The following is a 13,973-nucleotide window of genomic DNA, read 5'->3' on the forward strand; positions in this document are numbered from 1 at the left end:
GGCGAGGATTATCATCATGCCGGCGGCGTGCCGGCGGTCGTGGCCGAACTGCTCAAGGCCGGCCTGTTGCCGCATCCTGGAGCCATGACCGCCAACGGCCGCACGATCGGCGACAATTGCGCCGCGGCGGAGAATCTCGACGGCAAGGTCATCCATACCGTGGCCAATCCGCTCAGGAAGGATGCCGGCTTCATCAACTTGAAAGGCAATCTGTTCGATTCTGCAATCATGAAGACGTCGGTTATCTCGCCGGAGTTTCGCGACCGGTATCTGTCAAATCCGCGAGACCCCGATGCCTTCGAGGGCGTCGCCGTCGTCTTCGACGGTCCGGAAGACTACCACCTTCGCATTGAGGATCCGTCACTCGGCCTGAACGAAAATACCATCCTGTTCATGCGCGGAGCCGGCCCGGTCGGTTATCCGGGCGGCGCCGAAGTCGTGAACATGCAGCCGCCGGCCTACCTGCTGAAGACGGGCATCCACTCGCTGCCCTGCATCGGCGATGGCCGTCAGTCCGGCACTTCCGGCTCTCCATCGATCCTCAACGCCTCGCCCGAGGCGGCCGTCGGTGGTGGCCTTGCGCTGCTGCGTACGGGTGACCGGGTACGCATCGACCTGCGCAAGGGGACCGCCGACATCCTCGTGTCGGACGACGAGATCAAGCGCCGTCGCGTCGACCTGCAAAACGAGGGCGGCTATGCATATCCGAAGCATCAGACACCCTGGCAGGAGATCCAGCGGTCAATGGTTGACCAGTTGTCCGAGGGAATGGTTCTGAAGCCGGCGGTGAAGTACCAGAACATCGCCGGCACCAGCGGCGTGCCGCGCGACAATCATTAGGACAGTTCCTACTTGGGGGTTTGACCGGAATGGCTTCTCCTTTCACCGCGACGATCCGCGGCATGGATGACTGGATCGCGGGACCGGCCGCCCTGCTGGATGAACTCGCGCGCGTCAAATCCAGCAGCCGCGTGGTCGCGCGGGTCGCGGGCGACGGGAGCGCGCTTGAAATCGAGCCGGCGACTAGTCGAAAGCCGTCAGCACCCCTGTTGACACCGATTTCTCCAGACGGACAGGCGCCAGCCGCATTGCGTACCGCGGTGAATGGAAAGACGGTCCATCTCGGCATCCCGGCGAGCTGGGTGATCGCGCGCCGGATCGAACTGCCGATCGAGGCTGCCAGTCACGTCGAAGGCATCGTTACGTCGCGGATGGGCGCGCTTTCGCCATTGTCTGCTTCCGACATCTATTTCGGCCACAGGGTCCTCGGGATCAGCCGTGAGGCGCGGCAGATCACCGTCGCCGTCGCGATCGTTGCGAGGTCGCGTGTCGCTGCTGCCTTGGCCTGCCTGAATGTGGCCGTGGCCCGCCAGGTTGTGATCTTGGCGCCGTTTCCGGAAGGCGATGCCGTGGCAGTATTGACACAGCGGCAACGGGTCGCCGGCACGCGTGGCCGCATAAAGTTTGTCCTTGCCGGAATTCTGGGCGTTAGCCTGGTCGCTGCCGTCACGGCTGTGGCGGTGCGGCCGATGATCCAGAACAGCTATGCCGAGCGCCGCGCCGCTGTCGAGATCCGGGCAGAGAAGGCGCGCCAGGCAATCGCGCTGGCGGCGGCTCCGGACAAAGCTGATACAGCGCCGGAACAGGAGGCGCTGAATATCAAGGACGACGCGATAAGCGCGCTGGGAGCGTTGGACGACCTGGCTGAGGCCTTGCCGATGCATTCATACGCCACTGATATAGCCTTTGCTAATGGCCGCATGCGCCTCTCCGGGCGGACAATGGATGTACCCGAAGTGCTAACTGCACTGGAATCGTCAAGTCGCTTCGAAGACAGCATGCAGGTCGGATCGGCCTTGCGCGGCGAAGACGGCCTCACAACGGAATTCGAGGTCGACACCCGCCCACTCATCCGCACGGGAGGTTCGCTGCGATGAGGACGACATCCCTGTGGCGCGACACGCGGCTTCAATCTCTGGTCGTCATGGCCCTGCTGGTCGTCGGCGCTCTTGTCCTCGTCGCCGATACGCTGCTGTCCTGGCGCGCGGAGGCGGGCTCGCTCGCGCTCTATGAGGAACGCACCGCTTTGCTCGAAAGCCAGGCCTCCACCTCCTTGGTGCCCCCGGGTGCGAACCAGGCTCTGGACCTCGGCGAGGGCAAGATCCTTCTCGATGCGCAGACAAGCGGGCTCGTCTCCGCCGAGTTCCAACGTCTGCTCTCCACCCGCGTGGAAAGCGTGGGTGCCGTTATCCGGCGCGTCGATGTTCCCAACGACGGTCAGGTCGCCGATATAGGCGATCCACCGTTGGAATCTTTGGAACGCATTCGGTTGACCGCCGACATCGAGGTCATGGAGCAGTCGCTTCCCGATCTCATGTATGCGATCGAGGCCGGTTCGCCCGTCATGGTCGTCGACAGCTTCAGGCTTCGGTTGAACCGAAAGGTCGATCTGCTGGGGGGAGACCAGACCTCAAGTTCAATGGATCGGCCGCTGTCGCTGAACGTCACCCTGTCGGCCTTCCGGGAGAAGGGATCTCAGTCATGATGACCATGCTGCGCGCGACAATGATGCTCGCAGCTATCGCGGCCTCTTCCAGCCTGTCCTTCGGCACGGAAAAGCTATCGGTCAGGGAACGCCCGGTAAGCGACTATGCGGCGCTTCGGGATCGGCCCCTGTTCTCGCCGGACCGCACTGCACCGATCGCGTTCGGTGCCGCCGAGCCGGAACCTGTCGTCGTGCAGCCCGAGCCCGAGCCGGAACCCGAGCCGCCGCCTGCCGCGGCGCCCGATTGGCAATTGGTTGGCATCGTGCGGTCGGAAAGGCTCAACAGCGCGACCTTCACCACCCCAGCCGAAATGACGGCCTTCACGCTGCGCACGGGGGAAAGCCGGGAAGGTTGGACCCTGAAGGAAGTCGGCCAGTTTGAAGTCAAGCTCGATGGAGCGGGAGGACGCGCCTCGCTGCGGTTTTCCGATCAGGCGAGCGGTGAGCCGATGGTTCCGCCGGAGCAGCCGCCGCCCACGCTTTCCGGGGGTTGATCCATGAGCTCCATGGCATTCGCATACAAGGCTTTGAATGGCGAGGGTCGTCTTGAACTCGGGCGCATCGATGCCTCCGATTCAGACGATGCCGTCCAGAAGCTCGGGGCGCGCGGGCTGATCCCGGTAAGTGTCGAACAGAGCGAGCAATCTGCGTCGCGCGCACCGCTGTTTTCGACCCGGATACCGGCGGCGCAGGTCACGCGGCTGCTGTCCGACCTGTCGATCATGCTCAATGCCGGGATCCGGATCGACGAGGCGCTGGCGATCATGGAAAAGGAGTTCGACAGCGGCAGGCTCCAGCCCGTCGTTGCCGGCATTCGCACCGACCTGGCGTCGGGCAAATCATTTTCCAGCGCGCTGGAGGCCTGGCCTGCTCTATTTCCGGCTTTCCAGGTTGCCATGGTCCGTGTGGCGGAAACGTCCGGCAAATTGCCCACGCTCCTGTCGCGCATCGTGCAGGAGAGACAGAATTTCGAGGCATTGCAGGCCAAGGTCAGCGAGGCGCTTCGGTATCCGGCAGTTCTGTTTGCCGGCACGATCTGCGTACTGGTCTTCTTCCTGGTGGGGGTCGTTCCTCAGTTCGAACCGATGCTCATGCAGAGCGGCAAGAAGGACACGCTGATGGTGGTGATGTTCGCGGTCTCGAATTTCCTGCGCGCCTACGGGCTCGTCCTTTTGCTCGCGGCCTCGATACTCGTCTTGCTGGGCTTCGTGGCGGCGCGGCGCGGCCTTCTCTCGGCTTGGCTCTGGAGCTTCGCCAAAAGACTTCCGCTCTTGTCGGAGATACCGGGGAGCTATCGGACGGGGCGCTTCGCCCGTCTCCTTGGCATCATGGTCGAAACGGGAGTGGCGGTTCCCGTGGCTTTCAAGCTCATCAGCGATACCATCGATCACGGCGAGGCCGCCCGGGCACGTGCGCAGCAGGCGTCCGACGCACTGAGGCAGGGGAACAGGCTTGGTCATGCGCTCGAGATTCTTCAGCTTCCCCCTCTGGCGGTACGCATGTTGAGGCTCGGCGAGCAAAGTGGCGAACTCGCGGGGCTGGCCTATCGTGTCGCCGACTTCTACGAAGTGCGGCTGGAGCGTTCGCTGTCGCGTATCGTCGGGCTTGTCGGCCCTGCGGCGGTGGCAACCATCAGCATTTTGATCGGTGGTATGATCGTATCTATCATGTCCACTCTTATGTCCTTCAACGACATGGTCCGATAGGAGCCATTATGCAGAACCTCAAATTCGCAGTCGGTCCCGATCTCATGCAGCGCAAGCGTGCCCGGCGCCGCAGGGCGGGCTTTACGTTGATCGAGATGCTTGTCGTGCTGGCCATCATCGGCCTGATCTCGGCGCTCGTCGGTCCTCGTGTTCTCGCGCAGTTGTCCGACTCGCGCGAACGCGCGGCGAAGCTCCAGATCGAGGCGTTTTCCAGCGCGCTCGACATCTTCTACATCGATGTCGGCCGTTATCCGGTGCAGGCCGAGGGCCTGGGAGCTCTGATGCGCAAGCCCTCGACCATTCAGGTCTGGAACGGGCCATACCTGCGCGGCGAGAGTGTTCCGCTCGATCCGTGGGGCAATGAGTACAAATACGCGAGCGACGGAAAGACATTCAATATCACCGCCGATGGGCCCGGCGGGCGCGGCACCAATGTCTCCGCCCAGCCGTAAGGGCAACAGCAGCCGCAAAGGGGCGCAGCGCGGTGTCGTGCTGCTCGACGTGGTCGCGGCGCTTGCGATCGTCGCCCTCGCGGCCTTCGTGCTGATGCCGCGCCCGCGTTCCAGCATCGGGGCGGCCGAGCTTACTGCGGAGGCAGTTCGTGTCAGCGGGGAATTCCGCAAAGGCAGGGCAAAGGCGCTGACCACGGGCAGCACCGCTGACGTGACGGTCGATCCGGGAAACAATCGCATCCAGGTGGATGGCGCCAATCCGGTCTCGATCCGAGACGGGGTGGGCATCAACTGGGTCACGTCGGACCGGTGTCCGATACGAGGCGGAACCAGAGCCTTGCGCTTCCTTGCCGATGGACGCTCCTGCGGGGGCGTCATGACACTGTCCGCCAGCGGCCGGGAGATCGAACTGCGCGTCGACTGGTTGACCGGCCGCGTGGAAATGAGCCCGAAATGACAGCGCGGCGCAGACGCGGCTTCACGCTGATCGAGGTTCTGGCCTCGCTTGCCGTCGCGGTGCTGCTGGTCGTTCCGATCGCGCGGATGATCGCGGGCACCGCAGGTGCGTTCGCGGGTCTGGAACGATCGACCGAACGCCGTGTCGGCATGCAGGCTGCCATGGCGGCCGCGATGACGCTTGAGCCATTGCGAGGGGGCCGGAGCGTGATCGGAGATTTCACGGTCATCGTGGAACCGTACCGCTTCGAACGCGGCGCTGCATTGGCGAAGGCCGGATGGCAGCTTTACTCCGTCACCGTTCGCAGCACCGACGGATCGGATGAAGACGTGATACAGACCGTGCGCCTCGGCAAGCTACAATGACGAGGAAACGCAGCGCTCGGGCCGGCTTCACGCTGATCGAGGCATTGGCTTCGCTGGTGCTTGCGACGATGCTGTTTGGTGGGCTGGCACTCTACACCGGAACCTGGCTGCGCCAATGGCAGGGGATGATCGCCAGAGGCGGGCAGGAGGACACGGTGGCGGTGATTCTCGACCGGATGGTCGAGGATCTGGAGGCGGCGCAGCCCAGCTATTCCAACACGGAAGGGGCCGCTGCGGTCCGCTTCACCGGCCATGCCAACGAGGTCACCTTCGTGCGCCCGGCACTTGGCTACGAGCCGCGTGCGGGGCTTGATGACATCACCTATTCGATGGGTCGGGCCGGAACCGACGACGCCCTCATTCGTGCCCGCCGCGATTTCATGATGAGCGGGGGCGGGGAGGATCTTCCGCTGGTACGCGGCGATCTGAAGCTTTCATTCAGCTATGCCGGGCCGGACGGCGCGCTCAACCCCGAATGGGCAAGCAACAACCGCATGCCGTCATTCGTCCGCATCGAGATATCCGGCAGTTCTCCGCGTCCTTGGCGGCAATGGGCCTATGCGCGGTTGCGCGTCGAGCTGCCCGCGCGTTGCGGCGCGACTGAAGCGCTCGCGCCGTGTCTGCAGCGCTACGGCACCGGCTTCTGAACTCCGCAGGGCTGTACGATTGGCCCCGGATTGGGCGGTGTTTCCGCCGCATTGCTTTGCCCCAGAACGCCTCTTCCGCATGCAATCATCCACGCTAGCCAGCCTTCCGACGCTTACGAGGTTGACAAGCCTCACTCCCTCAGTAACCATAATATGGACGCACCGCCCACATTATGGGCGACGTGTTGGTGACTCCGGGTATTCGGAGTAGCCTACCGTTCTTGGGAGGAGAAAACATGAAATTCGCCAAAGCCATTATCGCAGCGATCCTGCTGTCGACCGCAACCGTTCCCGCAATGGCCGACTATCCGGATCGTCCGATCACCCTTTACGTGGCCTGGGGCGCCGGCGGCGGCACCGACGCGGTCGCACGAGTCATCGCGGTCGGTCTCGAAAAAGAACTCGGGCAGCCGATCAACGTCGTGAACCGCACCGGCGGCTCTGGCGTAGTAGGCCATGCCGCGATGGCCGATGCTGACGCTGATGGCTATACGCTCGGTCTCGCGACCACCGAAGTCAACCTGATGCACTGGCTCGGCCTCACCGATCTGACCTACGAGGTTTACACGCCGCTTGCCCTGATGAATCAGGATCCAGCAGGCGTTCAGGTTTCAGCGGATTCGAAGTACCAGAACGTCGCCGAACTGCTTGAAGAGATCAAGAATTCTCCGGCCGGAACCTTCCGTGCCACTGGCAGCGGCCAGGGATCGAGCTGGCACGTGGCCATCGCCGGTCTGCTCAACGCTCAGGGGATCGACGCGTCAAAGGTAACCTGGGTGCCAAGCGATGGTGCTGCCAGCGGCCTCCAGGAACTTCTGGCGGGTGGCACCGACATCGTTCCTTCCTCGCTCGTCGAAGCCCGCGCTCTGATTGCAGCGGGACGAGTGAAGTCACTGGCTTATATGGGTAGCGAGCGCTCAAAACTGTTCAGCGACGTGCCGACATTGAAGGAAGAAACGGGATCCGATTGGGAATTCGGGGCGTGGCGCGGCATCGTTGCTCCGCAGGGCCTTCCCGATGACATCCGCGACCGCTTGGTCGCCGCGCTCGATGCCGTCTACAAAAGCGATGAGTATCATGAGTTCATCGGTGCGCAAGGGTTCGGCGCCCAATTCCTCCCCGGCGAGGAATTCGGAAAGTTCATGGCGACGAACGACGTGAACTTTGGCGAGACGATGAAGGCGATCGGATTGGCCAAGTAGCAGGCTCTTCCAGAGATGAAGGACAGACATCAACCGGGATTCTGCACATGCGATTAAGCGACGCCACACTTGGAGCGATCTTCCTGCTGATGGGAATTTCCCTGGCCTGGTATTCCTTTGGACTGCCGTCCATTCCCGGCCAGAACTATGGCGCGGCGACCTTTCCCGTTTTCATCGCAATGGGACTGATCGGCTGTTCCGCGCGTCTTCTTTATACGGGAATCAGGTATGGCGGCGAACCACCGGTAATTCTCTCTGACCAGTTGAAGAGCACTCGGGCGCTCGCTGGCGCTGCTGCCACGATCTTCCTGGTCGTGTTCTACATCCTTTTCTCGCGCAGGCTTGGCTTCATTCCCACCGCCACGCTCATCGCCTTCGCCATGTTTCTGATCTTGAAAGTTCACCCCGCGAAGGCCGCCATCATTGCTGTCATCGCAGCTTTCGTCTGCGACTTCATTTTCAGGACCATGTTGCTCGTACCGTTGCCATTCGGCCTCGTGCCACGACTGCCTTGGTAGGAGACCGAGATGGATGTAATATTGCAAGCGCTGGGCCTGGTTGCGACCTGGAATGTGTTACTGACCGTTCTCGCCGCTTCGATCTTCGGCCTCTTCGTCGGGGCCGTACCCGGCCTCACCGCCACCATGGCGACGGCCATGCTTGTTCCTTTGACCTTCTTTATGGAACCCGTCGCGGCCGTTGGCGCAATGGTCGCTTGTTCGGCCATGGCGATCTTCGCCGGAGACATTCCAGGTGCACTTCTGCGCATTCCAGGCACACCTGCCTCCGCCGCCTATGTGGAGGACACCTACCGGCTGACGCTGACGGGTCGGGCAGAGCTTGGCCTTGGAGCATGCGTGCTCTTTTCCGCCCTCGGTGGGCTTTTCGGCACGTTTGTCCTCATCTTTGCGGCGCCCTCGCTCGCCGAATTCGCGATGAAGTTCTCCTCCCAGGAGTATTTCTGGATGGCGCTTCTGGGGCTGACCTGCTCGGTTTTCATGGGAACCTCCAGCCCGGTCAGAGGGCTGCTCAGCCTTTTCATCGGACTGACAATCGCCTCTGTCGGATTGAATAACCCAGCCGGCGTTCCGCGCCTTACCTTCGGCTCCACCGAGATGATGGCAGGGATCGATTTCATTCCCGTCATGATCGGCATTTTCGCTATATCGGAAGTACTGCGAACGGTCTTGAGCGGCGGAAGCGAATGGGCGCAGGTGCCAAAAGCAGTAGGCAACATCTTCCAGAACTGGGGGAGCATGCTCAAGACATACTGGAAGCAGTTCCTTCGGGGCAATGTCACCGGTACGGCGATCGGCATCCTTCCAGGTGCGGGAGCGGACGTCGCAGCTTATGTCAGCTACGCAGTCAGCCGGCGGTTCTCCAAAACGCCAGAGAAATATGGGAATGGCCATGTCGAAGGGGTGATCGAAGCATCTTCGGCGAACAACGCGTCACTGTCCAGCGCTTGGGTGCCGGCGCTGGTCTTCGGAATCCCCGGCGATACGATCACCGCCATTGTCATCGGGGTGCTCTACGTTAAGGGCATGAACCCTGGGCCAACTCTGTTTATGTTCAACCCCGAGACCATCTACGCGGTTTTCCTGATATTCATCTTGGCGAACCTGATCATGATCCCGCTCGGCTGGGGACTGATCAAGTTCTCAAAGAACATCCTGCGGGTCTCGAAGTCGGTCCTGATGCCGTTGATCCTTATCTTTTGTATCGTTGGTGCATTTGCCTCCAACAATGCAGTCTACGGCGTCACGATCATGCTCGTCTTCGGCGTGGTGGGTTATCTCATGGAAGAAAACGGGATCCCCATTGCCCCTTGCGTACTCGGCATCGTCATCGGGCCGATCCTCGAAAAGAACCTGATCTCAACGCTGATCAAATCGCAAGGCAATCTGTTGGACTTCATCAATCGGCCGATTTCCTTCGTCATATTCCTGATCTTCTGCTTGATATGGCTGTCCATAATCATCTCATGGGTCATGCCAAGAAGCCGTGCGGAGATCCAAACCGAGTAACCTTGAAGCGCCCCGAAGCTCACGGCTCTGTCGCAAATCGTTCTTTTGGCCGCGCCCATGATGACGCCGGCCGCCACCCGCCCGCCCTGGCCACGCATGATTCCGACGATCTCGTCGCGCAGGTGAGCGAGATCCGTCTGGATCAGGCGCGCATAGCGGATCACGCAATGGCCGACGGCATTGGGCTCCAGGCCCCGGTTGGTGCGAACGAACAGCGGCGTGCCGAAGGTCGTCTTGATTTCCTGCAATGCCTTACTCGCGCCCGGTTGCGTCAACGCAACCTGCTGCGAGGCCTTCAGGAGCGAGCCGTGCTCGCCCAGCGCGACCAGGAGCCGCAGCTGTTTCAGGTGGCCTGGAAATGATCGAGTGGAGCGGTGGGGTCATATCTGGGTTGCGTAAACGTTATACCGAGATCACATCTTCTCAGTTGTCGCGTAAGGGAATGCTGCAATAGTTGCGGTCGGCCAAGTCTCTACGGCGATTACGATTAATGAGTCTCGCTGTTCAGGCCCAGATCCACACAATCCCGAATGCGCTGGCCCGAATGCGCTGGTCTAAAAATATCAGGAGGAGAACGTAATGAAAATCAGCCGACGCTCAATGTTGAAGGCCGGTGCCGGAATCGCCGCCGCAGGGGTGGCCAGCAGCGTTTTGCAGGTGAACATTGGCCATGCCGCGGACCCGCGCGTAGCCGATATCGTCGTTATAGGTTGCGGCTCGGCGGGCCTCGGCGCCGCAGTCGCTGCCGCAGAGGCAGGCGCGTCGGTTATTGTCCTCGAGTCGCAACCGCACATCGGGGGACGTGGCATCGTCAGCTCAGGCAACATTCCCCTGGGAGGTGGAACCCCTGCCCAGCTGGCAAACGGCATCGTGGACTCGCCAGATCTCCTGTATGGCGATCTTACCGACTGGTCCATTACCCTGGCGAACGGCTCTACGAGCTACCGCTATAACGATCGCGAGCTGATCCGGGCATTTGCCGACGTCAACGTCGACATGTACAACTTTTTGGTCCGCCATGGCGTCGTGTGGACGACACAGAGGCCCGACAACGTCGGCGGCAATGAAGTCGGCAACTCGGTCAACCGTATGATGCATACGGCGATCATGAACTACGCCTCGGTCCGGACCGGCTTGCCGGTAGCCGCGAACCAGCAGCGCACGACGTCTCAAGGGCCGGGCTTCATATATCCGCTGGAGGCTGCGGCAAAGGCGCGTGGCGTGAAGATCCTGCTGAACTACCGTTTGGAGTCGCTGCTCCGGACGAAAGCGGGCGTGGTCGGGGTCGTCGCCTCTAATCAAGGCCGCCTGGTTAACATTCAGGCACGCAAGGGCGTCATCATCGCGAGCGGTGGCGGAAACGGCAATGTGGAATACCGCCGGCAGTTCGACCCACGGCTCACCGCGGAGTACTGCGGCGTCGCTGGCGAGCCCTATTCCTTCCAGGACGCCAGCGGCATCATCGCAGGGCTGAATGTCGGCGCATCCCTCGCGGGCACGTACAACCAGACTGCAGAGTTCGGCACCAACATCACCAAGCCAACCGCCATCGGAACGCGGTACAACTACTCGTTCCTGCAGTGGGGCCCCCAAAGCCCGGTCTTCCACCTTGCGAAGGCTTCGGGACTGGCCAGCGTCAACAACCAGAACGTCATCCATGTCAACATGCTTGGGAAGCGGTTCTTCGACGAAACGGGGGGGCAATTCCCGACGAACAGCTCTCGCTCGGTCAACCCGTACACTCAGGGCAGCTACCTGAACGCCAAGAACATCACGTATAACCCACAAAACTGGATCAACGCCGCTTTGGCTGGAATCGGCGACGGCAAAAATGGCGGTGGCCCGATCTGGGCCATATTCGACGCAGATGCCGTCGCCCGCCAGAGATGGACTGTGGCGCCACCCTTCGTCGATCCTGACGGATTCTTCTTCCAGGCAAATACCCTGGAGGAACTCGCACAGAAGATCGTCATGCCGCATCAGCGGGTTCCCATGCCGCCAGAAAACCTGGTCGCCACGGTGGCGCGGTACAATAGCTTTGTTGGGGGTGTCGACGCCGACTTCGGCAAACCGTCACCCCAATACAGGATCCAAACGGGGCCCTTCTATGCCGCCTGGTCGACGCCGGTTATCCACGACGCCCGGTCCGGCCTGCGCATCAACGGCTCAAGCCAGGTCCTCGACTTTGCCGGTGCGGTAATTCCCGGCCTCTATTGCGCCGGCGAAGCTGCTGGCGGATTCAGTCAGCACGGGAACGGGCGGGCTCTCTCTCAGGGCATCATCGCAGGAAGGCACGCAGCCGTCCGTTCGCTTTAGCAGGACTGCAGCTCTCAACAATAGTCCCGCCAGGCCTCTCGGTCCGGCGGGACTATCTGTTTCTCGGACCCGAGGCCAGTGATTCCAGCACCGGCGGCATGGGACCGGCCATCAGCGTCGCCCAATCACACGGTCATGATTGCGCGTCACCTAAAGCACGCAGCCGAGCAGCTGCCAGTGCGCCCACTCCGACCGCTTCTATCGGCGACATCAGCTTCTCATATCCCTGAGTGGTCCGGCCACCGCGAGGGCGAGGACCCGGTAGCCAGGTCCATCGCCGTGGCCATGCGGTCGAGCTTGTCCTCCTCGCGCATCGACGCGGCCGCCTCGTTGAATGCGATCATGGCAAAGCTTTGCAGCGGGCCGTCGTGTGTCGCGCAGACGGCGACGCCCTGGCGGATGCAGCGCTGACCGGCGCGGTCGCGCCGACCTGATGCTCAGGACTGGCGATGGACCAATTCGTCGATCAGCAGTTTGGCGGCGGGCGGGGCCCGCGCGCCCTTGCGGGTGACGAGCTCATAGGGCTCGCTTCGCGACGTCAGGGCCAGCGGCAGGATGCGCGTCATCTGCCGGTGCGCGAAGAACTGCGCGACTTCGATAGACACCAAGGCCACGAAGGACGGGTTGGCCTGCAGCAGCGCCAGCGTCGCAAAGGCGGAGGTCGTCTCGAGTAAGTGCTGCGGGAACCGCATCCCGCAATCGCGGTATTCGCGTTCGAGCGAGAGCCGCATCGGCATGTTCGCGCGGTATACCACCCATCGGTATGGCGCCAACTCCTGCAGGGTGAGCTTCTTCGCGTGCCGCAGCGGATGGCCGACGTTCGCGATCACCGCGAGCGTTTCATCCTGGAGCTTCACGCTGTCGTAGACCTGCGGCTCCTGGCTGATGGTCGTGCGGCAGATCGCCAGGTCGAGCCGGCCGGCGTCGAGTTGGGCCAGCAGGGCGGCGCTGGTGTCCTCGACGATCTCGACGGACAAGTCGGGCTGCTGCGCAACGAGCGCGGAGATGGCATCGGTGAGCAGCGGCACCGCGCCCATGATGACGCCGGCCGCCACCCGCCCGCCCTGGCCACGCATGATTCCGACGATCTCGTCGCGCAGGTGAGCGAGATCCGTCTGGATCAGGCGCGCATAGCGGATCACGCAATGGCCGACGGCATTGGGCTCCAGGCCCCGGTTGGTGCGAACGAACAGCGGCGTGCCGAAGGTCGTCTCGATTTCCTGCAATGCCTTGCTCGCGCCCGGTTGCGTCAACGCGACCTGCTGCGAGGCCTTCAGGAGCGAGCCGTGCTCACCCAGAGCGACCAGGAGCCGCAGCTGTTTCAGGTGGAGCCTGGAAATGATCGAGTGGAGCGGTGGGGTCATGTCTGAGTTGCGTAAACGTTATACCGAGATCACATCGACCGCAAGGATTTCAAATGAAGATCCTTGGCGGTCCTCCGCCAGATTGGGTCCCACACTACAGAGAGATCAAACCCTTCTCGTCACCGACGCTGCCGGTCTCGCGCGCGGCCTCGGCCCAGACCGAGATCGGGAAATCGCCAGTGAAAAGCAAATCGCTCTCGATGCCCATGCCGAGGGGCAAACGAACCGAGGAGAATTCCTCCAGGCTCCACGAGCCCAGCTCAGGGTAGCCAATGTCGACCAGGCCGAACATGATGTCGCCGTCCTCATCCAGTTCGGTGGCGAGCCAGACGCCGGCACCGAACGGATTGAAGAACTTCATCACCGGGATGTGATCCTGATGCCGCTGGTGGCCATTGGCCAGAAGCCGATCACGCTGTGTGCCGGTCAGGAGGATCATGCCGCTGCCCTCCGGTCGGTGGTTGCCGAATACGGTTCATGTGCATCCTCGACAGGCAGATACGAGAGCAGCCAGTCGGCGGCCTTGCTGGCCTGCTAGGCAGCGCGGACAATGGCGCGATTATCCTCGCGCAGCACTTCCAGCCAGGACCCCGGGCCGTGCGATGCCAGTTGATTGGCTCGAAATAGGCCTGCGGAGGCGGACCTGGACATAGTCCAGCGACGGCATGTAGAAGGCGCGGTCCCCACCGATCCGAAAATCAACGCCGGTCGCGCGGATCAACGTCTCAACACGAGGCTCGATCAGGCCGGGCGGCGGTGGCGGGGCCTCGATCGCGACGTCATCGGGCAGTCTCTCGCATTGCGCGGCGTTGAACACGGTGAAGCGCTTCAGGAATGGAATGCGCCCTGCCAAAAGCCACCGATAGACTTCGTCAGGATTTCTATTTGTTTT

14 protein-coding genes and 3 pseudogenes are annotated in these 13,973 nt (G+C 62.1%); 13 read left to right on the plus strand and 4 right to left on the minus strand.

All coding sequences use genetic code 11. The features are described 5' to 3' along the window. From WBQ96_RS20980 to WBQ96_RS21035, 12 genes and pseudogenes are all read left to right on the plus strand, one after another. A pseudogene (locus WBQ96_RS20980) lies at positions 1–840 on the plus strand (dihydroxy-acid dehydratase domain-containing protein); the annotation flags it as partial. A 29-nt stretch (positions 841–869) separates the two neighbouring features. After that, positions 870–1,937 (plus strand): hypothetical protein, encoded by a 1,068-nt coding sequence (locus WBQ96_RS20985; RefSeq protein ID WP_336553968.1) that lies wholly within the window; start codon positions 870–872, stop codon positions 1,935–1,937. Continuing rightward, positions 1,934–2,545: a GspMb/PilO family protein gene (locus tag WBQ96_RS20990; RefSeq protein WP_336553969.1), complete on the plus strand. Its 612-nt coding sequence runs from the start codon at positions 1,934–1,936 to the stop codon at positions 2,543–2,545. The genes WBQ96_RS20985 and WBQ96_RS20990 overlap by 4 nt, the downstream gene beginning before the upstream one ends. Continuing rightward, the gene (locus tag WBQ96_RS20995) at positions 2,542–3,039 is read left to right on the plus strand and encodes a hypothetical protein (protein ID WP_336553970.1); all 498 of its coding nucleotides are present in this window, start codon (positions 2,542–2,544) and stop codon (positions 3,037–3,039) included. Before WBQ96_RS20990 ends, WBQ96_RS20995 begins: the two co-directional genes overlap by 4 nt. 3 nt (positions 3,040–3,042) lie before the next feature. Then, a complete protein-coding gene (locus WBQ96_RS21000; protein ID WP_336553972.1) occupies positions 3,043–4,251 on the plus strand; it encodes a type II secretion system F family protein in 1,209 nt (402 codons plus the stop codon). 8 nt (positions 4,252–4,259) lie between these two features. Continuing rightward, positions 4,260–4,703, plus strand: a complete 444-nt coding sequence (gspG, locus tag WBQ96_RS21005; RefSeq protein ID WP_336553973.1) for a type II secretion system major pseudopilin GspG — start codon at positions 4,260–4,262, stop codon at positions 4,701–4,703. After that, on the plus strand, positions 4,684–5,160 hold the full coding sequence (locus tag WBQ96_RS21010; RefSeq protein WP_336553976.1) for a hypothetical protein: 477 nt from the start codon (positions 4,684–4,686) through the stop codon (positions 5,158–5,160). Before gspG ends, WBQ96_RS21010 begins: the two co-directional genes overlap by 20 nt. Continuing rightward, the gene (locus WBQ96_RS21015) at positions 5,157–5,525 is read left to right on the plus strand and encodes a PulJ/GspJ family protein (RefSeq protein ID WP_336553977.1); all 369 of its coding nucleotides are present in this window, start codon (positions 5,157–5,159) and stop codon (positions 5,523–5,525) included. Before WBQ96_RS21010 ends, WBQ96_RS21015 begins: the two co-directional genes overlap by 4 nt. Further along, positions 5,522–6,172 (plus strand): PulJ/GspJ family protein, encoded by a 651-nt coding sequence (locus WBQ96_RS21020; RefSeq protein ID WP_336553980.1) that lies wholly within the window; start codon positions 5,522–5,524, stop codon positions 6,170–6,172. Before WBQ96_RS21015 ends, WBQ96_RS21020 begins: the two co-directional genes overlap by 4 nt. Positions 6,173–6,408: 236 nt before the next feature. Further along, complete coding sequence (locus WBQ96_RS21025) at positions 6,409–7,374, plus strand: tripartite tricarboxylate transporter substrate binding protein (protein WP_337035920.1); 966 nt, start codon at positions 6,409–6,411, stop codon at positions 7,372–7,374. 47 nt (positions 7,375–7,421) lie between these two features. Then, positions 7,422–7,892 (plus strand): tripartite tricarboxylate transporter TctB family protein, encoded by a 471-nt coding sequence (locus tag WBQ96_RS21030; protein ID WP_336553984.1) that lies wholly within the window; start codon positions 7,422–7,424, stop codon positions 7,890–7,892. Positions 7,893–7,901: 9 nt separating this feature from the next. Then, on the plus strand, positions 7,902–9,401 hold the full coding sequence (locus tag WBQ96_RS21035; protein ID WP_336553986.1) for a tripartite tricarboxylate transporter permease: 1,500 nt from the start codon (positions 7,902–7,904) through the stop codon (positions 9,399–9,401). A 230-nt stretch (positions 9,402–9,631) separates the two neighbouring features. On the opposite strand, the pseudogene WBQ96_RS28310 reads toward WBQ96_RS21035, so the two are convergent. Further along, positions 9,632–9,748, minus strand: a pseudogene (locus tag WBQ96_RS28310) (helix-turn-helix domain-containing protein); the annotation flags it as partial. Between the two features lie 232 nt (positions 9,749–9,980). Here WBQ96_RS28310 and WBQ96_RS21045 point away from each other — a divergent pair. Further along, positions 9,981–11,717: an FAD-dependent oxidoreductase gene (locus tag WBQ96_RS21045; RefSeq protein ID WP_336553990.1), complete on the plus strand. Its 1,737-nt coding sequence runs from the start codon at positions 9,981–9,983 to the stop codon at positions 11,715–11,717. Positions 11,718–12,154: 437 nt separating this feature from the next. Here WBQ96_RS21045 and WBQ96_RS21050 read toward each other — a convergent pair whose 3' ends face one another. From WBQ96_RS21050 to WBQ96_RS21060, 3 genes and pseudogenes are all read right to left on the minus strand, one after another. Next, entirely contained in the window at positions 12,155–13,081 is a 927-nt protein-coding gene (locus tag WBQ96_RS21050) for a LysR family transcriptional regulator (RefSeq protein ID WP_336553992.1), read from the minus strand. Positions 13,082–13,175: 94 nt separating this feature from the next. After that, entirely contained in the window at positions 13,176–13,520 is a 345-nt protein-coding gene (locus tag WBQ96_RS21055; protein WP_336553994.1) for a DUF2958 domain-containing protein, read from the minus strand. Next, positions 13,517–13,931 (minus strand): annotated as a pseudogene (locus WBQ96_RS21060) (zincin-like metallopeptidase domain-containing protein); the annotation flags it as partial. The gene WBQ96_RS21055 and the pseudogene WBQ96_RS21060, both read right to left, overlap by 4 nt. Between the last annotated feature and the right edge of the window lie 42 nt (positions 13,932–13,973).

Origin of the sequence: Mesorhizobium sp. CCNWLY176, assembly GCF_037153935.1 — a bacterium.
In the GTDB taxonomy this organism is placed as follows: Bacteria; Pseudomonadota; Alphaproteobacteria; order Rhizobiales; family Rhizobiaceae; genus Mesorhizobium_M; species Mesorhizobium_M zhangyense.